The sequence below is a fragment of the Lysinibacillus sp. FSL R7-0073 genome (assembly GCF_038009065.1).
Taxonomy (GTDB): Bacteria; Bacillota; Bacilli; order Bacillales_A; family Planococcaceae; genus Lysinibacillus; species Lysinibacillus fusiformis.
On sequence record NZ_JBBPAS010000001.1, the window covers coordinates 4,566,229 to 4,590,582 of the forward strand.

At 40.0% G+C, this 24,354-nt stretch carries 39 protein-coding genes, 2 pseudogenes and 1 other annotated feature; of the genes and pseudogenes, 2 read left to right on the forward strand and 39 right to left on the reverse strand.

Annotated features, from left to right (window positions below; translation table 11 throughout):
- Positions 1-20: 20 nt before the first annotated feature.
- Positions 21-629: a spore germination lipoprotein GerD gene (gene gerD / locus MKY88_RS22985; RefSeq protein WP_069483032.1), complete on the forward strand. Its 609-nt coding sequence runs from the start codon at positions 21-23 to the stop codon at positions 627-629.
- Positions 630-682: 53 nt separating this feature from the next.
- Here the strand turns inward: gerD and MKY88_RS22990 are convergent, their stop codons facing one another.
- The 3 genes and pseudogenes from MKY88_RS22990 to MKY88_RS23000 all read right to left on the reverse strand — a co-directional run.
- The gene (locus tag MKY88_RS22990; RefSeq protein ID WP_340814758.1) at positions 683-1,738 is read right to left on the reverse strand and encodes a P-loop NTPase; all 1,056 of its coding nucleotides are present in this window, start codon (positions 1,736-1,738) and stop codon (positions 683-685) included.
- A gap of 72 nt (positions 1,739-1,810) precedes the next feature.
- Positions 1,811-2,524 (reverse strand): N-acetylmuramoyl-L-alanine amidase, encoded by a 714-nt coding sequence (locus MKY88_RS22995; RefSeq protein WP_012296043.1) that lies wholly within the window; start codon positions 2,522-2,524, stop codon positions 1,811-1,813.
- Between the two features lie 131 nt (positions 2,525-2,655).
- Positions 2,656-3,480 (reverse strand): annotated as a pseudogene (locus MKY88_RS23000) (DUF4822 domain-containing protein); the annotation flags it as partial.
- Between the two features lie 493 nt (positions 3,481-3,973).
- Between MKY88_RS23000 and MKY88_RS23005 the strand changes: the two are divergent.
- Positions 3,974-4,582, forward strand: a complete 609-nt coding sequence (locus MKY88_RS23005) for an ankyrin repeat domain-containing protein (protein WP_340814759.1) — start codon at positions 3,974-3,976, stop codon at positions 4,580-4,582.
- Between the two features lie 177 nt (positions 4,583-4,759).
- Positions 4,760-5,014: a sequence feature (16S ribosomal RNA rRNA prediction is too short), on the forward strand.
- 172 nt (positions 5,015-5,186) lie between these two features.
- On the opposite strand, the gene rpsI is transcribed toward MKY88_RS23005, so the two are convergent.
- The 36 genes and pseudogenes from rpsI to rpsJ all read right to left on the reverse strand — a co-directional run bounded on the left by rpsI (position 5,187) and on the right by rpsJ (position 24,203).
- Positions 5,187-5,579, reverse strand: coding sequence for a 30S ribosomal protein S9 (rpsI, locus tag MKY88_RS23010; protein WP_004233744.1), 393 nt, complete (start codon positions 5,577-5,579; stop codon positions 5,187-5,189).
- Between the two features lie 25 nt (positions 5,580-5,604).
- Positions 5,605-6,042 carry a 50S ribosomal protein L13 gene (rplM, locus tag MKY88_RS23015; RefSeq protein ID WP_004233742.1) on the reverse strand — a complete coding sequence of 146 codons (438 nt, stop codon included), beginning with the start codon at positions 6,040-6,042 and terminating at the stop codon, positions 5,605-5,607.
- 179 nt (positions 6,043-6,221) lie between these two features.
- On the reverse strand, positions 6,222-6,962 hold the full coding sequence (gene truA, locus MKY88_RS23020) for a tRNA pseudouridine(38-40) synthase TruA (RefSeq protein ID WP_193833424.1): 741 nt from the start codon (positions 6,960-6,962) through the stop codon (positions 6,222-6,224).
- A gap of 13 nt (positions 6,963-6,975) precedes the next feature.
- The gene (locus MKY88_RS23025; RefSeq protein WP_193833425.1) at positions 6,976-7,773 is read right to left on the reverse strand and encodes an energy-coupling factor transporter transmembrane component T family protein; all 798 of its coding nucleotides are present in this window, start codon (positions 7,771-7,773) and stop codon (positions 6,976-6,978) included.
- Positions 7,770-8,642 (reverse strand): energy-coupling factor ABC transporter ATP-binding protein, encoded by an 873-nt coding sequence (locus MKY88_RS23030; protein WP_193833426.1) that lies wholly within the window; start codon positions 8,640-8,642, stop codon positions 7,770-7,772. The genes MKY88_RS23025 and MKY88_RS23030 overlap by 4 nt, the downstream gene beginning before the upstream one ends.
- Positions 8,618-9,463 carry an energy-coupling factor ABC transporter ATP-binding protein gene (locus tag MKY88_RS23035; protein ID WP_025116432.1) on the reverse strand — a complete coding sequence of 282 codons (846 nt, stop codon included), beginning with the start codon at positions 9,461-9,463 and terminating at the stop codon, positions 8,618-8,620. Before MKY88_RS23035 ends, MKY88_RS23030 begins: the two co-directional genes overlap by 25 nt.
- Before the next feature lie 424 nt (positions 9,464-9,887).
- Positions 9,888-10,268 carry a 50S ribosomal protein L17 gene (gene rplQ / locus MKY88_RS23040; RefSeq protein ID WP_008181938.1) on the reverse strand — a complete coding sequence of 127 codons (381 nt, stop codon included), beginning with the start codon at positions 10,266-10,268 and terminating at the stop codon, positions 9,888-9,890.
- Between the two features lie 56 nt (positions 10,269-10,324).
- Positions 10,325-11,269: a DNA-directed RNA polymerase subunit alpha gene (locus MKY88_RS23045; RefSeq protein WP_004233733.1), complete on the reverse strand. Its 945-nt coding sequence runs from the start codon at positions 11,267-11,269 to the stop codon at positions 10,325-10,327.
- A 139-nt stretch (positions 11,270-11,408) separates the two neighbouring features.
- Positions 11,409-11,798 (reverse strand): 30S ribosomal protein S11, encoded by a 390-nt coding sequence (gene rpsK / locus MKY88_RS23050; RefSeq protein ID WP_004233731.1) that lies wholly within the window; start codon positions 11,796-11,798, stop codon positions 11,409-11,411.
- A 25-nt stretch (positions 11,799-11,823) separates the two neighbouring features.
- Complete coding sequence (gene rpsM, locus MKY88_RS23055) at positions 11,824-12,189, reverse strand: 30S ribosomal protein S13 (RefSeq protein WP_004233729.1); 366 nt, start codon at positions 12,187-12,189, stop codon at positions 11,824-11,826.
- A 24-nt stretch (positions 12,190-12,213) separates the two neighbouring features.
- Positions 12,214-12,327: a 50S ribosomal protein L36 gene (gene rpmJ, locus MKY88_RS23060; protein ID WP_000868344.1), complete on the reverse strand. Its 114-nt coding sequence runs from the start codon at positions 12,325-12,327 to the stop codon at positions 12,214-12,216.
- Between the two features lie 37 nt (positions 12,328-12,364).
- Entirely contained in the window at positions 12,365-12,583 is a 219-nt protein-coding gene (gene infA / locus MKY88_RS23065) for a translation initiation factor IF-1 (protein ID WP_004233690.1), read from the reverse strand.
- A gap of 86 nt (positions 12,584-12,669) precedes the next feature.
- Positions 12,670-12,747: pseudogene (locus tag MKY88_RS23070) on the reverse strand (type I methionyl aminopeptidase); the annotation flags it as partial.
- A gap of 249 nt (positions 12,748-12,996) precedes the next feature.
- Positions 12,997-13,650, reverse strand: coding sequence for an adenylate kinase (locus MKY88_RS23075; RefSeq protein WP_193833428.1), 654 nt, complete (start codon positions 13,648-13,650; stop codon positions 12,997-12,999).
- Positions 13,651-13,720: 70 nt separating this feature from the next.
- Positions 13,721-15,016 (reverse strand): preprotein translocase subunit SecY, encoded by a 1,296-nt coding sequence (secY, locus tag MKY88_RS23080; protein ID WP_025116435.1) that lies wholly within the window; start codon positions 15,014-15,016, stop codon positions 13,721-13,723.
- Positions 15,016-15,456 (reverse strand): 50S ribosomal protein L15, encoded by a 441-nt coding sequence (gene rplO, locus MKY88_RS23085; RefSeq protein WP_008181708.1) that lies wholly within the window; start codon positions 15,454-15,456, stop codon positions 15,016-15,018. Before rplO ends, secY begins: the two co-directional genes overlap by 1 nt.
- A 34-nt stretch (positions 15,457-15,490) precedes the next feature.
- Positions 15,491-15,673 carry a 50S ribosomal protein L30 gene (gene rpmD / locus MKY88_RS23090; RefSeq protein ID WP_004233668.1) on the reverse strand — a complete coding sequence of 61 codons (183 nt, stop codon included), beginning with the start codon at positions 15,671-15,673 and terminating at the stop codon, positions 15,491-15,493.
- A gap of 15 nt (positions 15,674-15,688) precedes the next feature.
- Positions 15,689-16,192 carry a 30S ribosomal protein S5 gene (gene rpsE, locus MKY88_RS23095; RefSeq protein ID WP_008181711.1) on the reverse strand — a complete coding sequence of 168 codons (504 nt, stop codon included), beginning with the start codon at positions 16,190-16,192 and terminating at the stop codon, positions 15,689-15,691.
- A 21-nt stretch (positions 16,193-16,213) separates the two neighbouring features.
- Complete coding sequence (gene rplR, locus MKY88_RS23100; protein WP_008181713.1) at positions 16,214-16,573, reverse strand: 50S ribosomal protein L18; 360 nt, start codon at positions 16,571-16,573, stop codon at positions 16,214-16,216.
- A gap of 32 nt (positions 16,574-16,605) precedes the next feature.
- Positions 16,606-17,145 (reverse strand): 50S ribosomal protein L6, encoded by a 540-nt coding sequence (gene rplF / locus MKY88_RS23105; protein WP_069483215.1) that lies wholly within the window; start codon positions 17,143-17,145, stop codon positions 16,606-16,608.
- A 30-nt stretch (positions 17,146-17,175) separates the two neighbouring features.
- Positions 17,176-17,574 carry a 30S ribosomal protein S8 gene (rpsH, locus tag MKY88_RS23110; RefSeq protein ID WP_008181717.1) on the reverse strand — a complete coding sequence of 133 codons (399 nt, stop codon included), beginning with the start codon at positions 17,572-17,574 and terminating at the stop codon, positions 17,176-17,178.
- A gap of 29 nt (positions 17,575-17,603) precedes the next feature.
- Positions 17,604-17,789, reverse strand: coding sequence for a type Z 30S ribosomal protein S14 (locus tag MKY88_RS23115; RefSeq protein WP_004233656.1), 186 nt, complete (start codon positions 17,787-17,789; stop codon positions 17,604-17,606).
- Positions 17,790-17,810: 21 nt separating this feature from the next.
- Positions 17,811-18,350 carry a 50S ribosomal protein L5 gene (gene rplE / locus MKY88_RS23120; protein WP_008181719.1) on the reverse strand — a complete coding sequence of 180 codons (540 nt, stop codon included), beginning with the start codon at positions 18,348-18,350 and terminating at the stop codon, positions 17,811-17,813.
- 29 nt (positions 18,351-18,379) lie between these two features.
- Complete coding sequence (rplX, locus tag MKY88_RS23125) at positions 18,380-18,688, reverse strand: 50S ribosomal protein L24 (RefSeq protein WP_004233652.1); 309 nt, start codon at positions 18,686-18,688, stop codon at positions 18,380-18,382.
- Between the two features lie 35 nt (positions 18,689-18,723).
- On the reverse strand, positions 18,724-19,092 hold the full coding sequence (rplN, locus tag MKY88_RS23130) for a 50S ribosomal protein L14 (RefSeq protein WP_004233650.1): 369 nt from the start codon (positions 19,090-19,092) through the stop codon (positions 18,724-18,726).
- Positions 19,093-19,134: 42 nt separating this feature from the next.
- On the reverse strand, positions 19,135-19,398 hold the full coding sequence (gene rpsQ, locus MKY88_RS23135; RefSeq protein WP_008181723.1) for a 30S ribosomal protein S17: 264 nt from the start codon (positions 19,396-19,398) through the stop codon (positions 19,135-19,137).
- An 18-nt stretch (positions 19,399-19,416) separates the two neighbouring features.
- Entirely contained in the window at positions 19,417-19,617 is a 201-nt protein-coding gene (rpmC, locus tag MKY88_RS23140) for a 50S ribosomal protein L29 (RefSeq protein ID WP_004233646.1), read from the reverse strand.
- Positions 19,607-20,041, reverse strand: coding sequence for a 50S ribosomal protein L16 (rplP, locus tag MKY88_RS23145; RefSeq protein ID WP_025116437.1), 435 nt, complete (start codon positions 20,039-20,041; stop codon positions 19,607-19,609). The genes rpmC and rplP overlap by 11 nt, the downstream gene beginning before the upstream one ends.
- A 1-nt stretch (position 20,042) precedes the next feature.
- A complete protein-coding gene (rpsC, locus tag MKY88_RS23150; protein ID WP_025116438.1) occupies positions 20,043-20,696 on the reverse strand; it encodes a 30S ribosomal protein S3 in 654 nt (217 codons plus the stop codon).
- A 3-nt stretch (positions 20,697-20,699) separates the two neighbouring features.
- Positions 20,700-21,044, reverse strand: coding sequence for a 50S ribosomal protein L22 (gene rplV / locus MKY88_RS23155; protein ID WP_004233639.1), 345 nt, complete (start codon positions 21,042-21,044; stop codon positions 20,700-20,702).
- Between the two features lie 22 nt (positions 21,045-21,066).
- Positions 21,067-21,345 carry a 30S ribosomal protein S19 gene (rpsS, locus tag MKY88_RS23160; RefSeq protein ID WP_008181911.1) on the reverse strand — a complete coding sequence of 93 codons (279 nt, stop codon included), beginning with the start codon at positions 21,343-21,345 and terminating at the stop codon, positions 21,067-21,069.
- A 60-nt stretch (positions 21,346-21,405) separates the two neighbouring features.
- A complete protein-coding gene (gene rplB / locus MKY88_RS23165; RefSeq protein WP_008181913.1) occupies positions 21,406-22,236 on the reverse strand; it encodes a 50S ribosomal protein L2 in 831 nt (276 codons plus the stop codon).
- Between the two features lie 48 nt (positions 22,237-22,284).
- Positions 22,285-22,569 (reverse strand): 50S ribosomal protein L23, encoded by a 285-nt coding sequence (gene rplW / locus MKY88_RS23170; protein WP_004233628.1) that lies wholly within the window; start codon positions 22,567-22,569, stop codon positions 22,285-22,287.
- Complete coding sequence (rplD, locus tag MKY88_RS23175) at positions 22,569-23,192, reverse strand: 50S ribosomal protein L4 (RefSeq protein WP_025116440.1); 624 nt, start codon at positions 23,190-23,192, stop codon at positions 22,569-22,571. The genes rplW and rplD overlap by 1 nt, the downstream gene beginning before the upstream one ends.
- A gap of 26 nt (positions 23,193-23,218) precedes the next feature.
- Complete coding sequence (gene rplC, locus MKY88_RS23180; protein WP_031416717.1) at positions 23,219-23,848, reverse strand: 50S ribosomal protein L3; 630 nt, start codon at positions 23,846-23,848, stop codon at positions 23,219-23,221.
- A gap of 46 nt (positions 23,849-23,894) precedes the next feature.
- Positions 23,895-24,203, reverse strand: a complete 309-nt coding sequence (rpsJ, locus tag MKY88_RS23185; protein ID WP_004233624.1) for a 30S ribosomal protein S10 — start codon at positions 24,201-24,203, stop codon at positions 23,895-23,897.
- Positions 24,204-24,354 lie beyond the last annotated feature (151 nt).

Genomic DNA, 24,354 nt, shown 5'->3' on the forward strand with positions numbered 1-24,354 from the left:
ATAGAAAGGACTGATTGTCGATGCGGAAATTCACCCTATTACTGATTCTAATGCTATTTCTTTCTGCCTGTTCACAAGATAAAACCTCTACTATGTCCTATGATGAAATAAAAAAAATTATGATTGACTCTTTACAAACAGAGGACGGTAAAAAGGCATTGCGACAGCTTTTAGAAGAGCCAAGTTTCCGTGAGCTGTTGATTTTAGAGCATGATGAAGTGAAAAAAGCTACTGAGGAAACATTACTTTCTAAGGAAGCCGAAGACTTTTGGAAGAAAACCTTTGAAGATCCAAAGTTTAAGGAAACAGTTGCAAAAAGTATGCAAAAACAGCAACAGGATATTATGAAGGATTTAATAAAAGATCCAACTTTCCAAAAGGATATGGAAGCCTTTTTTGGACAGCCTGATATGCAGAAACAGCTAGAGACTATTCTAAAATCATCCAACATGCGAAAGCAGATGGAGGAAGTAGTGAAGGAAACGATCGAAAGCCCTTTAATGCAATCGAAATGGCAAGAGCTAATTAAAAAGAGTGGCGAAACAACTTCATCTGGAAGTGGCAATAAGAAAGAAGCAAGTGGTGAAAGCGGTGGCAGCACTGATAAGGAGCAAAAAGGCACTGAATAACCGTGGTTTATTAAAAACGGATTTCCTCCAAAAGGATGGAAATCCGTTTTTTATTATTTATTTAATTTTTCAATGATTTTCGTCGCGATGTCTAAATAAATTTGTCCAGTAGTATGTTTTTCAGCATATACAGACGGTGCAAAATCAGCATCAGTCCAATCTGGTTGCCCAAGTGGGATTTGACCAAGTAGCTCCGTACGAAGCTCTTCTGCTAGTTTAGGACCTCCGCCTTGCCCAAAGACAAACTCTTTTTCACCTGATTTCGATTGGAACCAAGCCATGTTTTCAATGACACCTAAAATTTCATGGTCCGTTTGTAGAGCCATGGCACCTGCACGAGCTGCAACAAATGCTGCTGTTGGGTGAGGTGTTGTGACTACAATCTCTTTTGATGAAGGTAACATTTGATGAATATCTAATGCAACATCACCTGTACCAGGTGGTAAATCTAATAGTAGGTAGTCAAGCTCTCCCCATTCTACATCACGGAAGAATTGATCTAATACTTTACCTAACATCGGGCCACGCCATACAATAGGTGCATTATTTTCTACAAAGAAGCCCATTGAGATCATTTTTACGCCAAAGCGATCTACTGGGAAAATACGATTATCGACTACTTTAGGCATATCTGTTACACCCATCATATCGGGCACACTAAAACCATAAATATCTGCATCGATTAAGCCCACTTTTTTGCCTAGACGAGCTAAGGCAACCGCTAAGTTAACCGAAACTGTAGATTTACCTACTCCACCTTTACCCGAAGCAATTGAAATAACTTGAACCGTGCTAAGTGGTGATAAAATATCTTGTGCTTCAGATTCTGTTGATGTGCCACGGAAGCTTTGAAGCTTTTCTGCTGATAGTTCTTCAAAACGAATACCAACCGTATTTACACCCGCTTCTTTTAACATCTCAACAATTTTCATTTGTAGTTGTAATTGTTCAGGTGTATTCAATTTAGCAATCGCAACTTTTACACTGACATGATTTTTTTCTTCTTTTATTGCTACGTTTGTAATACCATCTGTTTCTGCAAGCGATTTATGTAAAAATGGATCTTGTAGTTGTCCTAGTATTTCTCGTACTTGTTGTTCAGTAATCACGACGAACACTCCCCTTATATTGTCTCAATGTTAGTATATCATAAATGATTTAATTTACGTTGTGATGTTGCTCTACTCAACTTTAGCTAATAAATACTCTTCTATACCTTCAACAATTGCATCTGCCATTTTTTCTTGATAGTTCTTATCTGTTAATAATGCTCGCTCTTCATCATTACTAATAAATCCAGTCTCTACTAATGCCGCAGGTACTTCTGCTTTTTTCAATAAATATATCTGCTTAATAGACAATGCTTCTCGGTCTGTATTTTTTAAATTAGTACGAATGGACTCTTGAATACTTTTTGCAAGTATCTCACCGTCAGCATGTCCCTCCTTATGATAAAACACCTGTGCGCCACGCCATTTTGTTTCCGGAATAGCATTGGCATGAATGGTAATAAATACATCCGGTTTTTCTTTCTCTACAATATCCTTTCTTAAAAAGATATCTTGTTTTTTACGTTCTCTTAACGTTCCATACTTTTCTGATGGCGCGTGTTCATCAATAACATCACCATTTTTTGTTCTTGTCATGATGACTGTTGCGCCTTTTTTCTTCAATTTCTTCTCCACATGCTGAGAAATTGCAAGTGTAATATCCTTTTCAATGACTTCGCCCTTTGAAGCTCCTCCATCCTCCCCACCATGCCCTGCATCAATGACAATTTTTATGCCACCAAGTGGGTCTGGTAAAAAGAAGTTACGGTCCGAAGCATTTGTTTCATATGCCACGACCACTATACTCATAAGCATAATTACTCCTAGTGCCAGCCAGCGCTTCACCCATATCCACCACCCTTTTACATTTAGTGTACGAAGTTAGTGGATAAACTATGCCAGAAAGAAAAAAAAACTCACAAGTATTCAACTTGAGAGTTTTTAAATGATTCTATATTAAGGGAGGAAGAACAATTTTATTGCAGTGTAAATTTTGGTTTAAATTCCCCTTTATAGGGTTCATGCTCAACAAACACGGTTATCTCATTTCCGTCTTTATCTTTACCTGTTCGTTTATACGTAAATTTCTTATCATTCATTTCAGTAATTTCAAGAGCCACACCATATTTATTATCACCAAGTGAAACGTGAGCTCTAATTTTATTGTCATGAATGACGTCAAAGTAGCCATAGTCACCGCGACTTTCGCCTGTTTCAGGGTTAAAGAATTCATATTTATTCGTTTTTGCATCGTATTTTGCAATACTAATGAAATTTGAATTAAATTCGGTTACATCTTTACCATTTTCATCTAAAGCAGCTGTGCCCTGCCATAATGTATTAGCTAAAATTTCATCGCCGTCTACATCTGTTACGATATCGCCTGTAGTTGCATTAAGAGTTTTATTTGGATCTGTAAATGTAAGCTCTTTTTCTTGATAAGGGATATGCTCCACAAAGACTTCTACATCGTTACCAGCAGCATCTTTACCCATTCGTTTATAAGTGAAAATATCTTTGTTTAATTCTGTGATCTCTACAAGCGCTTGATAATTTTTGGACTCAGAAATTAAAATTCTTTGTTTCCCATCGTTTGTAATGAAAAATGTTCCCTTATCATCACGACTTTTACCAGTAGTAGCATCAAAGAATTCATAATGACCTGTTTTCACATCATATTTAGCCAAGCCAATAAAGTTTGAATTTTCCGCAGTTAAATCGTTGTTATCTTTATCGTATACTTTTGTACCTTGCCAGTTTGTAGCACTAAGAATAGTAGCCATTTCTTGACCCTTTGTTACCTGTGCTTGATCTTTCGTTGTATTTTCTGTAGAAGCACTTTCCGTTTTTGTTTCCACACTATTTGTAGTGTTGCCTTTCGCAGGCTCCTTATCTTGACATGCTGCAAGTAGTGCCATTGCTGCAACAGATACAATCAATAATTTTTTCATACCTACTTACCTCCATTTTTTGCTATATTTTTTAGTTACACCAAGCCTCTCTTGAAAGGCTTGATGTAGCTTTCATGATTCATATTAAAATGAATTGTTAAACTCCCTCTAAATAATTTCTTAAAAAAGCATAAACTTATACGAAAATATTTTTAATAATTTTAAATTTGTGCAGAAATAACAATTATTATGCCAAGAAGATTATTTAAATGTTTTATAAATATACTAAAGGGCGCTTTCTACTATATGTAAAAGCTAAGCGCAGCATATTTTTTTAATATTATTCGGGCAAGATGTTACATGTTACCATATTTTTATAATATGGAAAGAGAAGGTGATAGAAATGAGCGATCATTTGATTATTGCCGCTGCGAATGGAGAAACTGAAAAAGTCCTAACACTTTTACAAGAAGGGGCCGATATCAATGCCACCAATCAATTAGGCAGAACGGCGGTATTAGCAGCTACTTATTATAATCAGGTGGAAACAGTAAGGGCTCTTATTCAGCGTGGTGCGGACATAAATCTACAAGATAATCAGCTAGAAAATGTGCTCCTCCATGCAGGGGCATCAGGTTTTCTAGAAATCGTGAAACTAGCCATCGCTGCTGGTGCCGATACGAAATTGACGAACCGCTTCGGAAGCGTGGCCATTATTCCCGCAGCAGAACGTGGTCATGTAGAAGTAGTTCGTGCACTCCTGAATCATTCAGATATTAATGTCAATCATATTAACCATTTACATTGGACAGCTTTAATGGAAGCCGTCATTTTAGGTAATGGCGGTGAGAGACACCAAGAAATCGTTCAACTGTTAGTGGATTATGGGGCAAATTTGAATATTACTGATAGAGAAGGAGTCACACCATTACAGCATGCAAAACAATTAGGTTTTCACAAAATAGAGCTGATTTTAAAAGAGGCTGAGTCAGAGGGTTCTAGTAAGAGTTAATATAAGGAGGCATTAGATGATCCACTTGATTGAACGTATTTAGAATGATGTATAGAGCTTGCCAAAGATGCATTAGAAGCAGGTGATGAGCCCTTTGGCTGCGAAAGGTGAGGTGTTAGCCGAAGATCGAAATCATGTGTCTGGTGGTAACCATACGCAACATCCTGAGTTTGCATTAGCACGTTGGGTAGCTAAACATATGTCCGCTAAGGAAAGAAGTATCGCAACAGTCTATACTTCCCGTGGCGGTGAAATGCGTAGAATTTGGAGGAACAACAGTGGCGAAGGCGACTATCTGGTCTGTAACTGACACTGAGGCGCGAAAGCGTGGAGAGCAAACAGGATTAGATACCCTGGTAGTCCACGCCGTAAACGATGAGCGCTAAGTGTTAGGGGGTTGCCGCCCCTTAATGCTCAACTTGCACAATGGTTGAAAGATATTGGGCATCACTACTATCTCACCCGTTCGTTATCTATCTATTCAAGAAGTTGAGCAATCTTCGGACAACAACTCCAAAGATTGCTTTTTATAAGGGCTACTCTTTTCATACAAAAAGACCCTTTCCACAAAAGTAGAAAGAGTCTTTGATAGAAAAATTTGAAATTAACGTTTTGAGAACTGAGGTGCACGACGAGCGCCGCGTAGACCTGGTTTTTTACGTTCTTTCATGCGTGAATCACGAGTAAGTAATCCAGCTGATTTTAATGCAGCACGGAAATCTGGGTCTACTTGAAGTAGAGCACGAGCGATACCGTGACGAACAGCACCAGCTTGACCAGTGTATCCACCACCGTTAACGTTTACGTGGATATCATAGCTTCCTGTAGTTTCAGTAGCTACTAATGGTTGTTTAATTACTTCACGTAATGCAGCGAATGGTACGTATTCTTCGATTTCACGTTTGTTGATAACAATTTTACCTGTACCTGGTACTAAACGTACGCGAGCTACAGAGCTTTTACGGCGACCAGTGCCGATGTATTGAACTTGTGCCAAAGTAATATCCTCCTCTTAATTTATATTATCCGCGAAGCTCGTATGCTTCTGGTTTTTGTGCAGCATGTGGATGCTCTGTTCCAGTGTAAACATTAAGTTTAGTGAACATTTTACGACCTAAAGAGTTTTTAGGAAGCATTCCTTTAACTGCTAATTCGATCATTCTTGTTGGGTACTTGTCTAGCATTTCACCAGCAGTACGAGTTTTTAAACCACCTGCGAATTGAGTGTGGTGACGGTAAAGTTTACCTTCTAATTTGTTACCAGTTAAATGGATTTTGTCAGCGTTGATGATGATTACGTGATCACCTGTGTCAACGTTTGGTGTGAATGTTGGTTTATGTTTACCACGTAAGATTGCAGCTACTTCAGAAGCTAAACGTCCAAGAGTTTGGCCTTCTGCATCAACTACTAACCATTTACGGTCTACTTCGTGACCTTTAGCCATGAATGTTGTACGCATGTATATATCCTCCTAATCGATTCGATTACCGTTATTTTTCATTAAACTACACTATAAGTTTTCGGGGCTTATTTGTGGTGGTAATGAAAATACCATCTGTTATCATATAATGAATGACTTTTAAAGTCAAGCAATTTCATTAAACACCTGGTAAAGTTGTTTCGAGCTAGAAAGTGACACTAATAGAACACATTTTCTAAGTACAAACCTTGTGGTGGCGCGGTTTTTCCAGCTTTATCCCGATCTTCTGAAGCGACTACAAGTGCTACATTTTCAATCGTTCGGCGATCAATACCAACTTCCCACAATGTACCTGCAATAATTCGCACCATATTATATAAGAAGCCACTGCCTTCAATAACCATATGAAGCTCTTCCCCATGCCACTCAAATTGTAGTGAGGTTACTGTCCTTACTTTATCCTGGACACTTGTATTGGCTGCGCAGAAACATGAAAAGTCATGTGTACCAATGATAGCTTGAGCAGCCTTTCGCATTGCAACTACATCAGGTTTGATCCCGTTTGTCTCAACTGTATAATGTCTCCGAAATGGACTTTGAATAGGCTCACAGGACCAAATATAACGGTATCGCTTCCCAGTTACACTATAGCGTGCATGAAAATCATGTGCTACTTCTTCTACAGACATTACGCGAATATCTCTAGGGAGCTGAACATTCAAAGCTTTGCGATACTTGTCAACTGGAATGGCTAGTGGTGTATCAAAATGCAATGTTTGCCCTGTTGCATGAACCCTAGCATCTGTACGTCCACTTGCGGTTACCTTCACCTTTTTCTCTTTATGCATAATGGCTAATACACGTTCTATTTCTGCCTGTACGGTGCGTTCCCCAGGCTGTACTTGATAGCCTGAGAAATGTGTACCGTCATAGCTAATAATTACTTTTAATCGTCGCATAAAGCATACTCCTTTAACTTCTATAGAAGAATAGCAATACACCTATTCCTACTAATAATACAAGCGCAAATGTATCTCCCATATCCCATTTTAGCCTACGATATCTAGTACGTCCTTCCCCTCCGCGATAGCCTCTTACTTCCATCGCTGTGGCTAAATCTTCGGCCCGTTTAAATGCACTCACAAAAAGAGGTACTAGTAATGGCACTACAGCTTTAATACGGTCTTTTATTGGGCCTGAGGATAGATCAGAGCCTCTTGCCATTTGTGCTTTCATAATCTTATCTGTTTCATCCATTAAAGTTGGAATGAAGCGTAAAGAAATCGACATCATTAAAGCTAATTCATGGACAGGTACTTTCAATGCCTTCAGAGGATTTAAAAGGACTTCAATACCGTCTGTGATGGAAATCGGTGACGTTGTTAAAGTTAAAATAGATGTTATAAATACCAATACTAGAAAACGTATTGAAATATAAACCCCACGTCTAATCCCCTCATCGTAAATGGTAATATACTTTGAGTCAAAAACGGGAACGCCTTCCTTCGTCATAAAAATATGAAGCAAGAAGGTAAAGGCCATCAAAAAGAGAACCGGTTTAAGACCATTTATCAAAAAATACAAGCGAATTCGTGATATTAATACAACAAGAAGGGTGAATGCCAAGAGCATAGCATACGTCACTGTATTATTGGCCAAAAATACTATAATAATAAAAGCAAATACAAAGATTAGCTTAGAGCGTGGATCCAGTTTATGAACGGGAGAATCTCCTGGTAAAAAGCGTCCAAAAATCATTTTTTCCATCATGATTCCGCACGCTCCTCTCCGAGCACTTGAGCAATCTCAACTGCAAGTTCTTCTTCGGTTAAGCAAACTTTTGATAAAGGTTTCCCCATCATTTGCTCCATCTTTTGTTGAAAGCGTACAATACGAGGTGGCTCTAAGCGGAAGCTTTTTAATGTATCAACATCCTTAAATATATCTCGCGGTGTTCCACTTAAAACATTTTTACCTTCATGCATAATCACAATATTATCTGCATATCGGGCAGCGTCTTCCATGCTATGCGTTACTAGAATCGTTGTCAGGTGACGTTCCTGATGAAGCTGATAAAACATATCCATAATTTCTTTCTGACCACGTGGATCTAAGCCCGCGGTAGGTTCATCCAACACGATTACTTCAGGTTCCATCGCTAAAACACCTGCTATCGCTACTCGACGCATTTGACCTCCCGATAAATCAAACGGAGATTTTTCTAGAACGTCTTCTGGTAACCCCACTAAGCTGACAAGTGCTCGTGCCCGATCTTCGGCCTCTTTTTCTGGTACGCCAAAGTTCATGGGACCAAACATAATATCCTTTAACACGGTTTCTTCAAATAACTGATGCTCCGGGAATTGAAAGACGATACCGACCTTTTGTCGTACAGCTTTTAAATCCTTTGCTTTTTTTCCGGCTACCACTACACGATTCCCGATATGTACTTCTCCTGAAGTAGGTTTTAGAAGTGCATTAAAATGCTGGAGAATAGTTGATTTACCCGAACCAGTATGACCAATAATTGCTTGATATGTGTGTGATGGGATATCGAAATCTACATCGAATAATGCACGTTTTTCAAAAGGCGTCCCTTGTGCATAAGCATAGCTTACTTGTTGAAGTTTGATGTCCATAAATCATTCACCAACTCTTCTTCTGTCATATGTTGTCCCATTAATGGAACACCTTCCTTTTGCAATAGCTTTGATAACTTTAGTGCAAATGGTAAGTCTAGTCCAAATTCCACTAGCTTGTCCCCAAGAGCAAATATTTCAGCAGGGGTACCTTCTGCAAACTTCTTCCCATCATTCATAAAAAGTACACGATCTGCTAGCATCGCCTCTTCTAAATCATGGGTTATGGATAGTACAGTAAGTCCTGTTTCAGCACGTAAAGTTTGAACAGTTTGTAATACCTCTCCACGTCCCTGAGGATCTAGCATAGAAGTAGCCTCATCTAATATAAGAAGCTTCGGCTTTAACGCAAGTGCTCCTGCAATAGCGACACGCTGCTTTTGCCCTCCCGATAAATGGTGTGGCTCATGATCTAAAAAGTGGCTCATTTTTACTTGTTCCAGTGCCGCATGAACACGCTGTACCATTTCTTCAAAAGGCACGCCGTTGTTTTCCAATGCAAACGCAACATCATCCTGTACGGTTGCACCTACGAATTGATTGTCCGGGTTTTGAAAAACCATACCCATGAGAGAACGGGATTCCCAAAGGTTTTCTTCACTTAATGGCTCTCGTAAAATGCGGACATCTCCTTTTTGAGGAAATAGCAAACCATTCATCAACTTTGCTATGGTTGACTTTCCAGAACCATTATGTCCTACTATAGCAATCCATTCTCCCTCTTCAACGGCGAAGCTAACATTTTCGACAGCATTACGACTAGTTGGTTCTTCTGGTGTATATGAAAAAGTCACATTATTTAAAGATAAAATTTCAGGCATTTCTAGAACTCCTCTCTACATACTCAGCTCTACTAACTAACTTACACTTTTTTATGTATGAATTCTACTACAATCCTTATGTCGATAAAAGTAAAATACTAAAATAATTAAACGACCTCGTAATGCTGTAATTAGGGAAAACATTAAACCCATATATTAAAAAAAGCACCACAAATTGGCGCTATCCTTAGTAATAAAAAAGCGCGCACCTCATTCAATAGAAATGCGCTAGTCGTTACATTTTCAAGAAATAAGGGTGCTCAAGCCCTTATCTCTCCTGAATGAGGTGCGGAGAGCTAAACGAGACGCCACACCTTAGTGTCCGCTCATCATAACGCTCAGCTTAATTATTTGTCGTATAAATCGTTTATAAAGAAAGAGGGTGGTGATTCCCACCCTCTTCACCACAAGTTTTCTCTAATGATTAAACTAGTTCAATCACAACTACAGGTGCACCGTCACCACGACGAGGACCTACTTTAAGAATACGAGTGTAACCACCTTGACGCTCTGCATAACGTGGTGCAACATCATCAAATAACTTTTGAAGTGCAAATGATGTTGATTCGTTACCTTCTGCATCAGTCGTTGTTACTAGTTCACGACGGATGAATGCAGCAGCTTGACGGCGTGCATGTAAATCTCCGCGCTTACCTAAAGTAATCATTTTTTCAACAGCTTTACGTACTTCTTTAGCGCGAGCCTCAGTAGTTTCGATACGCTCGTTGATGATTAAATCAGTAGCTAAGTCACGTAACATCGCTTTACGTTGAGAACTTGTACGACCAAGTTTTCTGTAACCCATGGATGTTTCCCTCCTTTATAGAAAAAATCTGACCTTGTTAGTTTTGTTTAAATCGCTTAGTCTTCTTTGCGTAATCCTAAACCAAGCTCTTCTAACTTCGCTTTTACTTCTTCTAGTGACTTACGTCCAAGGTTACGAACTTTCATCATGTCGTCTTCTGACTTATTCGCAAGTTCTAGTACTGTGTTAATACCAGCGCGTTTTAAGCAGTTATAAGAGCGAACAGAAAGATCAAGTTCTTCGATAGTCATCTCTAAAACTTTTTCTTTTTGATCTTCTTCTTTTTCGACCATGATTTCAGCAGTTTGTGCCTCATCTGTCATGCCAACGAAGATGTTAAGATGCTCGGTTAAAATTTTTGCTCCGAGCGAAATCGCCTCTTTCGGACCGATGCTGCCATCTGTCCACACATCAAGAGAAAGTTTATCGTAGTCAGAAGACTGACCTACACGAGTATTTTCCACTTGGAAATTGACGCGTGATACTGGAGTGTAAATAGAGTCGATCGGGATCACGCCGATAGGAAGATCCTCACGTTTGTTTTGATCAGCAGGAGTGTAACCACGGCCGCGTTGTGCGTACATACGCATACGTAAATGACCGTTTTTAGCGATTGTTGCAATATATAGATCAGGGTTTAAAATTTCTACATCACTGTCATGTGTAATGTCAGCAGCCGTAACTGTACCATCGCCTTTTACATCAATCTCAATAACTTTTTCTTCGTCAGAGTAGATTTTAAGAGCTAGTTTTTTCACGTTCAAAATGATTGAAGCTACATCTTCTACTACGCCTTCTACAGTTGAGAATTCGTGAAGAACGCCATCAATTTGAATTGACGTGACAGCAGCTCCTGGTAATGAAGACAGAAGGATACGACGTAAAGAATTACCCAAAGTGTTTCCATATCCGCGTTCAAGCGGTTCTACAACAAACTTTCCATACTTGGAATCTTCGCTGATCTCCACCGTTTCAATCTTTGGTTTTTCAATTTCGATCATTTCATTTACCCTCCTTCAAAACATCGAATGTATAGGTTCTTTCCATCATAGATTCGATCGTCAATGACGTATCGTTTATTATCTGCACAAGACAGTCTGTACAAAAAATGATGTTCTCATACAATATGAGACGCACCCATTACACGCGACGACGTTTTGGCGGACGGCAACCATTATGAGGAACTGGAGTAACGTCTTTAATAGCAGTTACTTCTAAACCAGCAGCTTGAAGTGCACGGATTGCAGCTTCACGACCAGCACCAGGACCTTTAACAGTTACTTCCAACGTTTTCAGACCATGTTCAAGGGATGTTTTAGCAGCAGTTTCTGCAGCCATTTGAGCAGCGAATGGTGTAGATTTACGTGAACCACGGAAACCAAGAGCACCAGCACTTGACCAAGATACAGCGTTACCTTGCATATCTGTAATCGTTACGATTGTATTGTTAAATGTAGAACGAATGTGTGCAATACCAGATTCGATATTCTTTTTCACACGACGTTTACGAGTTTGTTGTTTACGAGCCATGTTAAGAAGGAACCTCCTTTACCAATTATTTTTTCTTGTTCGCTACAGTTTTACGAGGACCTTTACGCGTACGCGCATTGTTCTTCGTATTTTGGCCACGAACAGGTAAGCCACGACGGTGACGGATACCACGGAATGAACCGATTTCCATCAGACGTTTAATATTTAATGAAGTTTCGCGACGTAAGTCACCTTCAAGTTTGTAAGAATCTAATTGTTCACGGATTTTGTTTAACTCATCTTCAGTTAAGTCGCGTACGCGTGTATCTTCTGAAATACCTGCGTCAGCTAGTACTTTCTGAGCTGTAGTTTTACCAATACCGAAAATGTATGTTAATGAAATTACCACGCGTTTGTCGCGAGGAATATCAACACCAGCAATACGTGCCATGTACGTTGTGCACCTCCTTTAGAATTAACCTTGTTTTTGTTTATGTTTAGGATTTTCACAGATTACCATTACTTTACCGCGTCGGCGAATTACTTTACATTTTTCGCAGATCGGTTTCACAGATGGTCTCACTTTCATCTAACCTAACCTCCTTAGTAGTCCGGAGCGCAAAAGATTATTTAAAACGGTATGTGATACGACCGCGAGTTAAATCGTAAGGAGATAACTCGATAGTAACCTTATCTCCAGGTAGAATACGGATAAAGTGCATACGAATCTTACCAGATACGTGTGCTAGAATCACATGTCCATTTTCTAATTCTACCTTAAACATCGCGTTTGGCAAAGTCTCAACAACTGTCCCTTCGACTTCAATTACATCATCTTTCGCCATCTACTCTGTCTCCTCTCTATATGCAAATTAAAGTTCTCATCGTTACATCAAACGGATATCTGCTGCAACTATAGAAGCAACCTCGTTTCAACATATGTTTGGATTGTATGAGAGATGTTTGAAAGACGCTCGTCTGGTTTCGCTTCACACAATCCACGGAATATCCAGAACCAATAAGGGCACTGAAACTCCCATGTTTACACGAATACCGGAATGTCTTTGATGAGATATTCATACCCGTTACACAGATGCTTCCACGAAACCCATTATACTCCTCCAAAAGCTATGTTGCACTTTTTAGAAGAAATATATACCGGGCACAATATGCTTTTGCAACTCTCAAAAAAATTATGTTTCGTTGTTGCTCCCGCATGCCTCCCGCGGAAGCAGTATTCTGCGCCCGGAGCCGGGTATCAGCTGCGGCTGCCCTGTAAAAGAGCATCAAGATCAGCAAACACTTTGTTTATATCTTGCTGTCCATCTATATTAGTTAACACACCTTTTGATTGATAGAAATCAAGTAAAGGTTGTGCTTGTTTCATATTAACTTCCAGACGGTTCGCAACCGTTTCAGGATTATCATCGGCACGTGTGTAAAGCTCGCCACCATCTTTATCACATTTTCCTTCCTCGGCTGGAGGATTGAAAATTAAATGATAGGATGTGCCACAAGTTTTACAAATGCGTCGACCTGAAAGACGAGCAATTAACTCATCCTTTTCAACTTGAATGTTTAGAGTATGTTCTATTGCCTTACCAAGATCAGCAAGAATGCTATCTAAAGCTTCAGCTTGAGGAACAGTACGTGGGAAACCATCTAATAGGAAGCCCTTTTCACAATCAGGTTTAGCCAGTCGCTCACGAACAATACCAATCGTTACTTCATCCGGTACTAGAGCACCTTGATCCATAAACGACTTAGCTTGTAAGCCAAGTTCTGTACCTTCTTTAATAGCAGCACGGAACATATCGCCTGTAGAAATATGAGGAATCGCGTACTTCTCAACAATTTTATCTGCCTGAGTACCTTTACCAGCACCTGGCAGACCCATTAAAACGATATTCATTAGGAAATATTCCTCCCACCAAAGGTTTGCTGATTTAAGGAAACGGTGGAACGTTCCCTAAAAACCAACATTATTTCATAAAGCCTTTGTAGTGACGTTTAACAAGTTGAGATTCTAGCTGTTTCATCGTTTCGAGCGCTACGCCGACTACGATAATAATACTAGTACCACCGATTTGCACTGAGGCAGGTAAATTCATAAAGTTAATGAATAAAATCGGCATTACAGCAATAACAGTTAAGAATATCGCACCAACAAATGTTAGACGATATAACACGCTTGTTAAATACGCTTGAGTGTTTTCACCAGGACGAATACCCGGAATATAAGCACCTTGTTTTTTCAAGTTGTCTGCCACATTTTCAGGATTCACTTGTACGAATGCGTAGAAATATGTGAACGCGACGATCAATGCAACGTAAATAATCATTCCAACAGGTTTCGTATAATCAAATGTGTTTTCAATGAAAGTAGTTACGTCATTTTGACCAAAGAACGTTGCTAACGTACGTGGTGTAACAATAAACGCTACTGAGAAGATTACCGGAATAACCCCTGCAGCATTTACTTTTAAAGGTAAATGTGTTTGTTGACCACCAGTTTGTTGATTACGTCCAGTAACTCGTTTTGCATATTGAATTGGAATTTTACGAAGTGCTTGTTGCACGTATATAACTCCAACTACAACTGCGAGTAAAACCAATACAAGCAATGCAAGGATTACGATATTGATAAATAATTTATCACCAGCACCCTCGATTTGCTGTGCAAAGATTTGGTTAATTCCTGTAGGCAATGCTGCAACGATACCTGCGAAGATTACAACAGATATACCATTACCAACACCGTGTGCAGTAATTTGCTCTGCAAGCCACACAAGGAAAGCTGTCCCCGCTGTCAATACAATGGCGATTGTAACATATGTTAGAATCCCTTCTTCTTTAATCAAAGATCCGCCATACATTCTATTAAAACCGAATGACATTGCGAATGATTGGATGAAAGCAAGAATAATAGTAAAGTAGCGAGTGAATTGTGCAAGTTTACGTCTTCCGACTTCACCTTGCTTTGCCCATTCAGCAAACTTCGGTACTACGTCCATTTGCAATAACTGAACAATAATTGAGGCTGTGATGTAAGGCATAATCCCCATCGCGAAGATAGAGAAGTTCTTTAAAGCACCACCGCCAAAAGTATTCAGGAAACCAACGAGGTTAAACTCATCAGTTGCCTTTAATACATTTGCGTCAACGTTAGGTACTGGAATGAATGTTCCAATACGGAAAACGATTAACATTAAAAGAGTGAAAATGATTTTATTTCTTATATCTCGAACACGCATAAAGTTAGAGATTGTCTGAAACATTAAATCACCTCAGTAGTTCCGCCGGCATTCTCGATTGCTTCTTTAGCTGAAGCTGAGAATTTATGAGCTTTAACTGTAAGCTTTTTGTTAAGAGTTCCGTTGCCAAGAACTTTAATTCCAGCTTTTTCATTACTCACAAGACCAGTTTCAAGTAATAATGCAGTTGTTACCTCTGCACCGTCTTCGAAACGGTTTAAAGCATCAAGGTTAACGATCGCGTATTCTTTACGGTTGATGTTCGTAAAGCCACGTTTTGGTAAACGACGGAATAATGGGTTTTGACCGCCTTCAAAGCCTGGGCGTACACCGCCACCAGAACGAGCGTTTTGACCTTTATGACCTTTACCTGCTGTTTTACCGTTACCAGAACCGATACCACGACCAACGCGGTTGCGTTGCTTACGAGAACCTTCTGCTGGTTTTAACTCATGCAGTTTCATAGTGGGTGGCACCTCCTTGTTCATTAATTGGAAATTAAATTTCTTTTACAGTAACTAAGTGAGCTACTTTATCAAGCATACCGCGAGTAGCTGCGTTATCAGCTTTCTCTACAGTTTGGTGTAATTTACGTAAACCTAGAGCTTCAACAGTTTTGCGTTGAGCAGGTTTAGTACCAATCACAGATTTAGTAAGGGTGATTTCTAATTTGTTAGCCATATTATCTTTCCCCCCTTATCCTAATATTTCTTCCACTGATTTACCACGTAATTTTGCTACGTCCTCTACGCGTTTTAATTCAGTTAAACCTTGAACAGTTGCACGCACCATGTTAATTGGTGTGTTAGATCCAAGAGATTTTGAAAGAATATCAGTAATACCAGCAAGTTCTAGTACTGCACGTACTGGACCACCAGCGATAACCCCTGTACCAGGAGCAGCAGGTTTAATTAGGATTTCTCCTGCACCGAAGCGACCAAGCACTAAGTGTGGAGTTGTTCCACCAACACGTGGCACTTCTACTAAGTTTTTCTTCGCATCTTCAACAGCTTTACGGATAGCATCTGGAACCTCTTGAGCTTTACCAGTACCGAAACCTACATGACCGTTTCTATCGCCAACAACAACAAGTGCTGTGAAGCGGAAGCGACGTCCACCTTTAACAACTTTAGCAACACGGTTAATAGTAACTACGCGTTCTTCAAGTTCTCCAAGTTTGTTTGCGTCAATTCGACTCATGAAATGTGTCCCTCCTTCTTATTAAAATTCTAAACCATTCTCACGTGCAGCTTCAGCTAAAGCTTTCACGCGTCCATGATATAAGTAACCACCACGGTCAAAAACTACAGCAGTAATATTTTTTTCCGCAGCGCGTTTCGCGATTGTTTCACCGATTTTTGATGCAGTTTCAACATTGCTACCAGCACCTTCAAAACCTTTTTCTTGAGAAGATGCGCTAACAATTGTTACGCCTGCTACGTCATCGATAAGTTGAGCGTAGATGTTCTTGTTAGAACGGAATACATTTAAGCGTGGACGCTCAGCAGTACCCGAAATTTTAGAACGTACTCGCGCATGACGTTTTTTACGAACTTGATTTTTATCCTGTTTCGTAATCACAAGGGTCACTCCTTTCTAATGCTTAAGCAGCATTATTTACCTGTTTTACCTTCTTTACGACGAACGTATTCGCCTTCGTAACGGATACCTTTACCTTTATATGGCTCTGGCGGACGAACGTCACGGATGTTAGATGCTAGAGCACCAACGCGCTCTTTGCTGATACCTTTAATGATGATTTTAGTGTTAGAAGGAACTTCAATTTCAAGACCATCTTCAGGTGTGAACTCTACTGGATGAGAGTAACCTACGTTAAGTACAAGTTTTTTGCCTTGTAATTGCGCACGGTAACCAACACCGATAAGTTCTAAAGCTTTTTCGAAACCTGCAGAAACTCCAGTAACCATGTTCGCTAGAAGCGCACGAGTAGTACCGTGGTTTGTGCGGTGTTCTTTTGAATCAGAAGGGCGAGATACTGAGATTACGTTACCTTCTTGATCAATTTTCATATCTTGGTTGAAAGAACGAACAAGTTCGCCTTTAGGACCTTTAACAGTAACAGTGTTGTCAGCTGCAACAGTAACAGTTACGTTAGCTGGTACCTCGATAATTTTTTTACCTACACGAGACATTTAGTTGCACCTCCATTCATTTATTGCTAATTACCAAACGTATGCTAGAACTTCGCCGCCAACTTGTTTAGCGCGAGCTTCTTTATCTGTTAATAAACCTTGTGAAGTTGACACTAAAGCGATACCAAGACCGTTCAGTACTTTAGGAACTTCATTTGTTTTTGCGTATACACGTAGACCAGGTTTAGAAATACGTTTTAAGCCAGTGATAACACGCTCGTTATCTTTACCGTATTTTAAGAAGATACGGATAATACCTTGCTTGTTGTCTTCCACGTATTCTACGTCACGTACGAAACCTTCACGCTTTAAAATTTCAGCGATTTCTTTTTTCACGTTGGAAGCTGGTACTTCTAACTTCTCGTGACGAACCATGTTCGCATTACGAATGCGAGTAAGCATATCTGCAATCGGATCAGTCATTGTCATTACATTTACCTCCTTCCCAAATTAGGGGATTACCAGCTGGCTTTTTTCACGCCAGGAATTTGTCCCTTATATGCAAGTTCTCGGAAACAAATACGGCAAAGTTTGAATTTGCGATATACAGAGTGTGGACGGCCACAGCGTTCACAACGTGTATATTCTTGCACTTTAAACTTTTGCTTACGTTGTTGTTTAACGATCATAGATTTTTTAGCCACGTTTTCGCCCTCCTTGTTTGATTACTTTTGGAACGGCATACCGAATTGTGTCAATAACTCGCGAGCTTCTTCGTCAGAGTTCGCTGTCGTTACGATCACGATGTCCATACCGCGTACTTTTGAAACTTTATCGTAATCGATTTCTGGGAAAATTAATTGCTCTTTAACACCTAGAGTGTAGTTACCGCGACCATCGAATGCTTTTTTAGAAACACCACGGAAGTCACGTACACGAGGAAGTGAAATTGAGATTAATTTGTCCAAGAATTCATACATACGCTCACCGCGTAATGTAACTTTAGCACCGATAGGCATACCTTCACGTAAACGGAAACCTGCGATCGATTTTTTCGCTTTAGTTACTACTGGTTTTTGACCAGTGATAATTGTTAATTCTTCTACAGCTGCATCTAATGCTTTAGAGTTTTGAACAGCATCACCAACACCCATGTTGATAACGATTTTGTCAACTTTCGGCAATTGCATAACTGATTTATATCCAAATTTGCTCATAAGAGCAGGAGAAACTTCGTTTAAATACTTTTCTTTTAGGCGGCTCATGTGTGTACCTCCCTTCTTTTATTTACTAATTAGTCGATTACTGCACCTGATTTTTTTGCAACACGAACTTTTTTACCGTTTTCGATTTTATAACCTACACGAGTCGGCTCGCCAGATTTAGGATCGATTAGCATTACGTTCGAAACGTGAATTGCAGCCTCTTGGCTTACAATCCCACCTTGTGGATTCAATTGGTTAGGTTTAACGTGTTTTTTCACGATATTAACACCTTCAACAAGAACGCGATCTTGTTTAGGGAAAGCAGCTAGGATTACTCCTTCTTTGCCTTTGTCCTTACCAGTGATAACCTTAACCTTGTCACCTTTTTTTACATGCATGCTGTCGCACCTCCTTGATTGGCACTATCATGAAATTAAAGAACTTCTGGAGCTAGAGAAACGATTTTCATGAAGTTGCTGTCACGTAATTCACGTGCAACAGGTCCGAAAATACGAGTTCCGCGTGGTGATTTATCATCACGAATAATTACACAAGCATTTTCATCAAATTTGATGTACGTACCGTCTTTACGACGAACGCCTGATTTAGTACGAACGATAACAGCTTTAACAACGTCACCCTTCTTGACAACGCCACCTGGTGTTGCTTTCTTAACTGTACAAACAACGATATCACCGATGTTAGCAGTTTTACGGCCAGAGCCACCAAGCACTTTAATTGTAAGAACTTCACGTGCACCTGAGTTGTCAGCAACTTTCATACGACTTTCTTGTTGGATCACTTAGGTTACCTCCCTTCGGAAATGGTTGTTCCGAAATAGTTATTAAATAATAACCGCTTTTTCTACAACTTCAACTAGACGGAAACGTTTAGTAGCTGATAGCGGGCGAGTCTCCATGATACGTACGATATCACCGATTTTCGCTTGGTTTTGCTCATCATGAGCTTTAAACTTTTTAGAGTATTTTACACGTTTACCGTAAAGCTTGTGCTTTTTGTGAGTTTCAACTAAAACAGTAACAGTTTTGTCCATTTTATCTGAAACAACGCGGCCCGTGTAAACTTTGCGTTGGTTACGCTCAGTCATACTTGAAAACCTCCTTTATCAGTTATTTGCACTGATTTCTCTTTCACGAATAACAGTTTTCATACGCGCGATTGCTTTACGCACTTCACGAATACGAGCTGTGTTTTCTAATTGACCAGTCGCCAATTGGAAGCGAAGGTTGAAAAGCTCTTCTTTCAGTGATTTCACTTTTAATTCAATTTCAGAAGTGGCAAGGTCACGGATTTCATTAGCTTTCATTAGATTCACCACCAGTTTCTTGACGTTTTACGATCTTACATTTAACAGGAAGCTTATGTGATGCTAAACGAAGTGCTTCACGTGCGATCTCTTCAGATACACCAGCAATTTCGAACATAATTTTTCCTGGTTTTACTACTGCTACCCAACCTTCAGGAGAACCTTTACCAGAACCCATGCGGACTTCTAGAGGTTTTTTAGTGTAAGGTTTATGTGGGAAGATTTTAATCCAAACTTTACCGCCACGTTTCATGTAACGAGTCATCGCGATACGTGCAGATTCGATTTGACGGTTAGTAATCCAGCTAGCTGTTTGAGCTTGTAAGCCCCATTCGCCGAAAGATACTTCTTTGCCGCCTTTCGCTTCGCCACGCATGTTTCCGCGGTGTTCACGACGGTATTTTACGCGTTTAGGCAATAACATATTATTTGCCTCCTTCCACAGATTTCTTCGTAGGAAGAACTTCACCACGGTAGATCCATACTTTAACGCCTAATTTACCGTAAGTAGTGTCAGCTTCTGCGTGTGCATAATCAATGTCAGCACGTAGAGTATGAAGTGGAACAGTTCCTTCACTATAGTGTTCAGCACGCGCGATATCAGCGCCACCTAAACGACCAGATACTTGTGTTTTAATTCCTTTTGCCCCAGCACGGATTGTGCGTTGGATCGCTTGCTTTTGCGCACGACGGAATGATACACGGTTTTCTAATTGACGAGCGATATTTTCAGCTACTAGACGAGCGTCAAGATCTGCACGTTTAATTTCAATGATGTTGATGTGTACACGTTTACCAGTTAACTCGCTAAGGTATTTACGAAGATTTTCAACTTCAGTACCACCTTTACCGATTACCATACCTGGTTTCGCAGTGTGAATTGTAATGTTTACACGGTTTGCAGCACGTTCGATTTCTACTTTAGAAACAGAAGCGTCTTTAAGAGCCGTTTCAATATATTTACGCACTTTGATGTCTTCGTGAAGTAGAGTTGCATAGTCTTTTTCAGCGTACCATTTTGACTCCCAGTCACGAATAATACCAACGCGTAGTCCTATTGGATGTACTTTTTGACCCACGGATTAACCCTCCTTCTTCTCAGATACCACTAGAGTGATGTGGCTTGTGCGTTTGTTAATTGCGCTTGCACGTCCTTGCGCACGTGGACGGAAACGTTTTAAAGTTGGACCTTCATCAACGAACACTTCAGAAACTACTAAAGAGTTGATGTCAAGATCGTAGTTGTGCTCAGCATTAGCAACTGCAGATTTTAATACTTTCTCAACGACTGGAGACGCCGCTTTTGGAGTATGACGTAAAATTGCAACTGCTTCACCAACTTGCTTGCCTCGGATTAAGTCTACAACTAGACGTACTTTGCGAGGAGCAATGCGTACTGTACGAGCGATAGCTTTAGCTTGTGTCATTAGGATTTACCTCCTCTCAAAATTAGCGTCTTGTTTTCTTGTCGTCTGCACCGTGACCTTTGTAAGTACGTGTCGGTGCGAACTCACCAAGTTTATGGCCTACCATATCTTCTGTTACGTATACAGGAACATGTTTACGTCCATCATATACAGCAATCGTTAAACCGATAAAGTTCGGGAAGATTGTAGAACGGCGTGACCAAGTTTTGATAACTTGTTTTTTCTCAGAAGCCTCTTGTACTTCCACTTTTTTCATTAAGTGGTCATCAACAAAAGGTCCTTTTTTCAAGCTGCGACCCATGTAGGAACCTCCCTCCGTGATTCCACCACGGCTCTCACATAGAACCGTAGTTTAACCACTTTATTTTTTACGACCACGGATGATAAATTTATCCGATTTGTTTTTCTTCTTGCGAGTTTTGTAACCAAGTGCTGGTTTACCCCAAGGAGTCATTGGTGATTTACGTCCGATTGGAGAACGTCCTTCACCACCACCGTGTGGGTGATCGTTAGGGTTCATTACAGAACCACGAACTTCTGGGCGTTTACCTAACCAACGGCTACGACCCGCTTTACCGATGTGTACAAGTTCGTGTTGTTCATTACCAACTTGACCGATTGTAGCGCGGCAAGTAGCTAACACTAAACGTACTTCACCAGATTGAAGACGAACGATTACGTACTTTCCTTCACGACCAAGTACTTGAGCAGAAGTACCAGCAGAACGTACTAATTGTCCACCTTTACCAGGTTTTAACTCGATGTTATGGATTGTAGTACCCATTGGAATGTTTGCTAATGGTAAAGCGTTACCTACTTTGATGTCAGCATCTGGACCAGAAACGATTGTTTGACCAACCTCTAGACCTTTAGGTGCTAAGATGTAAGCTTTTGCTCCATCAGCGTAATTGATTAATGCGATATTCGCAGAACGGTTTGGATCATATTCAATAGTAGCAACTTTTGCCGGAATGCTATCTTTAACACGTTTGAAATCGATAACACGGTATTGCTTCTTATGACCACCACCATGATGACGAACAGTGATTTTACCTTGGTTGTTACGACCAGCTTTGCGTTTAGTTGGTTCAAGCAATGATTTCTCAGGCTTGTTAGTTGTAATTTCCGCAAAGTCTAATGACGTCATGTTACGACGACCATTAGAGGTAGGTTTATACTTTTTAATCGCCATTGTGTTTTCCCTCCTTCTTGAGTGTTCAAATCATAAATCCACTAGGGATTACATTTCGAATAATTCGATTTCTTTGCTATCAGCAGTTAATTTAACAATCGCTTTACGACGTTTGTTAGTGTAACCACCGTAACGGCCAACACGCTTGAATTTACCTTTGTAGTTAAGAACGTTTACTTTCTCAACTTTTACACCAAAGATTTCTTCTACAGCGTCTTTTACTTGAGTTTTGTTAGCGCGAGTGTCTACTTCGAAAGTATACTTTTTCTCTGCCATAAGTTCTGAAGAACGCTCAGTAATGACCGGACGTTTTAAAATATCACGTGCTTCCATTATCCAAGCACCTCCTCAACTTTTTCTACTGCAGATTTAGTGAATACAACTTTTTCGTGACCTAAAAGATCAAGAACGTTGATTCCATTTGCAGTTAAAACTGTTACACCAGGGATGTTACGAGCAGATAATGCTACGTTTTCATCTAGGTCAGCAGTTACGAATAAAGATTTTTTCTCTAAAGAAAGATCTTTAAGAATTTTTGTGAATTCTTTTGTTTTTGGTGCTGCTAGAGTAAGAGCATCAAGAACTAAGAAGTTTTGTTCTACTACTTTAGCTGATAAAGCAGATTTAAGAGCTAAGCGACGAACTTTTTTAGGTAATTTATAAGAATAGCTACGTGGAGTAGGACCGAATACAACACCACCGCCGCGCCATTGTGGAGAACGGATAGAACCTTGACGAGCACGACCAGTTCCTTTTTGACGCCATGGCTTACGACCACCACCAGCAACTTCAGAACGGTTTTTAACCTTGTGATTACCTTGACGTAGAGAAGCGCGTTGAGCTACTACTGCGTCGAATAATACTGCTTCATTTGGCTCGATTCCGAAGATCGCATCGTTTAATTCGATTTCACCAACTGAAGCACCTGTTTGACTAAGTACAGATACTTTTGTCATTCCTGTTTCCTCCTTTCCTTAAGTGATTACTTAGCTTTAATTGCAGTTTTTACTGTAACTAGAGCTTTTTTAGAACCAGGAACATTACCTTTAACAAGTAGTAAGTTACGATCTGTATCAACTTTCACGATTTCTAAGTTTTGGATTGTAACTACATTGCCACCCATTTGACCAGGTAATTTCTTTTGTTTGAATACGCGGTTCGGAGCAACTGGACCCATTGAACCAGGACGACGGTGGTAACGAGAACCGTGGGCCATAGGACCACGAGATTGTCCGTGGCGTTTAATTACACCTTGGAAACCTTTACCCTTAGTAACACCTGTTACATCGATTACATCGCCTTCTGCGAAAATTTCTACTTTGACTTCTTGACCAACTTCGTACTCTTCCACATTCACGTTGCGGAATTCACGAATGAAGCGCTTAGGAGCAGTGTTCGCTTTTGCTACGTGACCTTGTTGCGGTTTGTTAGAAAGCTTAACGCGCTTATCTTCGAAACCAACTTGAATTGCTTCGTAGCCGTCTGTTTCAACAGTTTTCTTTTGAAGTACTACGTTTGGAGTAGCTTCGATAACTGTTACCGGGATTAAATCGCCGTTTTCAGCGAAAACTTGTGTCATACCAATTTTTCTACCTAAGATTCCTTTAGCCATTTGTCACACCTCCTGTAAGTTTTAAAAAGTTATATTGTTTTTACCATTAAAGTTTGATTTCGATATCAACGCCAGATGGTAAATCAAGTTTCATTAACGCATCAACAGTTTGTGGTGTTGGGTTAACGATATCGATCAGACGTTTATGCGTACGCATTTCGAATTGTTCACGAGAATCTTTGTACTTGTGAACAGCACGAAGAATTGTGTACACAGACTTCTCAGTTGGAAGTGGAATCGGACCTGATACACTTGCACCTGAACGTTTTGCAGTTTCCACAATTTTCTCAGCAGATTGATCTAAAATACGGTGATCATACGCTTTTAAACGAATACGAATCTTTTGTTTTGCCATTATTTTCCCTCCTTCTCGCCTATTTTCTAGACATTCTCCACGAAAATTTTCCCACACACCGCCATGGCAAAGCGGCCGGGTGTGTCGGCAACCTCTCGCTTCATCGCAGTCAAAGACCAACATTCAACATTATATACAATAAAAAAAGAAT

Excerpts from the sequence above, each read along its gene's own strand:
- rpsJ (WP_004233624.1), bottom strand. The coding sequence starts at position 24,203 with ATGGCAAAACAAAAGATTCGTATTCGTTTAAAAGCGTATGATCACCGT.
- rplP (WP_025116437.1), bottom strand. The coding sequence starts at position 20,041 with ATGTTATTGCCTAAACGCGTAAAATACCGTCGTGAACACCGCGGAAAC.
- rplW (WP_004233628.1), bottom strand. The coding sequence starts at position 22,569 with ATGGAAGCACGTGATATTTTAAAACGTCCGGTCATTACTGAGCGTTCT.
- MKY88_RS23005 (WP_340814759.1), top strand. The coding sequence starts at position 3,974 with ATGAGCGATCATTTGATTATTGCCGCTGCGAATGGAGAAACTGAAAAA.
- rplO (WP_008181708.1), bottom strand. The coding sequence starts at position 15,456 with ATGAAACTGCATGAGTTAAAACCAGCAGAAGGTTCTCGTAAGCAACGC.
- rplV (WP_004233639.1), bottom strand. The coding sequence starts at position 21,044 with ATGACACAAGCTAAAGCTATCGCTCGTACAGTACGCATTGCTCCTCGC.
- rpmJ (WP_000868344.1), bottom strand. The coding sequence starts at position 12,327 with ATGAAAGTGAGACCATCTGTGAAACCGATCTGCGAAAAATGTAAAGTA.
- truA (WP_193833424.1), bottom strand. The coding sequence starts at position 6,962 with ATGCGACGATTAAAAGTAATTATTAGCTATGACGGTACACATTTCTCA.
- rplQ (WP_008181938.1), bottom strand. The coding sequence starts at position 10,268 with ATGGGTTACAGAAAACTTGGTCGTACAAGTTCTCAACGTAAAGCGATG.
- rplF (WP_069483215.1), bottom strand. The coding sequence starts at position 17,145 with ATGTCTCGTGTAGGTAAAAAAATTATCGAGGTACCAGCTAACGTAACT.
- rplB (WP_008181913.1), bottom strand. The coding sequence starts at position 22,236 with ATGGCGATTAAAAAGTATAAACCTACCTCTAATGGTCGTCGTAACATG.
- MKY88_RS23075 (WP_193833428.1), bottom strand. The coding sequence starts at position 13,650 with ATGAATATCGTTTTAATGGGTCTGCCAGGTGCTGGTAAAGGTACTCAG.
- rplD (WP_025116440.1), bottom strand. The coding sequence starts at position 23,192 with ATGACAAAAGTATCTGTACTTAGTCAAACAGGTGCTTCAGTTGGTGAA.
- rplM (WP_004233742.1), bottom strand. The coding sequence starts at position 6,042 with ATGCGTACAACATTCATGGCTAAAGGTCACGAAGTAGACCGTAAATGG.
- rplC (WP_031416717.1), bottom strand. The coding sequence starts at position 23,848 with ATGGCTAAAGGAATCTTAGGTAGAAAAATTGGTATGACACAAGTTTTC.
- rpsE (WP_008181711.1), bottom strand. The coding sequence starts at position 16,192 with ATGAGTCGAATTGACGCAAACAAACTTGGAGAACTTGAAGAACGCGTA.
- rplX (WP_004233652.1), bottom strand. The coding sequence starts at position 18,688 with ATGCATGTAAAAAAAGGTGACAAGGTTAAGGTTATCACTGGTAAGGAC.
- rpsK (WP_004233731.1), bottom strand. The coding sequence starts at position 11,798 with ATGGCTCGTAAACAACAAACTCGTAAACGTCGTGTGAAAAAGAATATC.
- infA (WP_004233690.1), bottom strand. The coding sequence starts at position 12,583 with ATGGCGAAAGATGATGTAATTGAAGTCGAAGGGACAGTTGTTGAGACT.
- rpsS (WP_008181911.1), bottom strand. The coding sequence starts at position 21,345 with ATGGGTCGCAGCTTGAAAAAAGGACCTTTTGTTGATGACCACTTAATG.
- MKY88_RS23030 (WP_193833426.1), bottom strand. The coding sequence starts at position 8,642 with ATGGACATCAAACTTCAACAAGTAAGCTATGCTTATGCACAAGGGACG.
- MKY88_RS23025 (WP_193833425.1), bottom strand. The coding sequence starts at position 7,773 with ATGATGGAAAAAATGATTTTTGGACGCTTTTTACCAGGAGATTCTCCC.
- rpmC (WP_004233646.1), bottom strand. The coding sequence starts at position 19,617 with ATGAAAGCTAATGAAATCCGTGACCTTGCCACTTCTGAAATTGAATTA.
- rpmD (WP_004233668.1), bottom strand. The coding sequence starts at position 15,673 with ATGGCTAACAAATTAGAAATCACCCTTACTAAATCTGTGATTGGTACT.
- rplE (WP_008181719.1), bottom strand. The coding sequence starts at position 18,350 with ATGAGCCGCCTAAAAGAAAAGTATTTAAACGAAGTTTCTCCTGCTCTT.
- gerD (WP_069483032.1), top strand. The coding sequence starts at position 21 with ATGCGGAAATTCACCCTATTACTGATTCTAATGCTATTTCTTTCTGCC.
- rpsQ (WP_008181723.1), bottom strand. The coding sequence starts at position 19,398 with ATGACTGAGCGTAACCAACGCAAAGTTTACACGGGCCGCGTTGTTTCA.
- MKY88_RS23035 (WP_025116432.1), bottom strand. The coding sequence starts at position 9,463 with ATGCCTGAAATTTTATCTTTAAATAATGTGACTTTTTCATATACACCA.
- rpsM (WP_004233729.1), bottom strand. The coding sequence starts at position 12,189 with ATGGCACGTATTGCTGGTGTTGATATTCCTCGCGACAAACGCGTGGTA.
- rpsH (WP_008181717.1), bottom strand. The coding sequence starts at position 17,574 with ATGACAATGACTGATCCGATTGCAGATATGCTTACTCGCATTCGTAAT.
- secY (WP_025116435.1), bottom strand. The coding sequence starts at position 15,016 with ATGTTTCAGACAATCTCTAACTTTATGCGTGTTCGAGATATAAGAAAT.
- MKY88_RS23045 (WP_004233733.1), bottom strand. The coding sequence starts at position 11,269 with ATGATCGAAATTGAAAAACCAAAGATTGAAACGGTGGAGATCAGCGAA.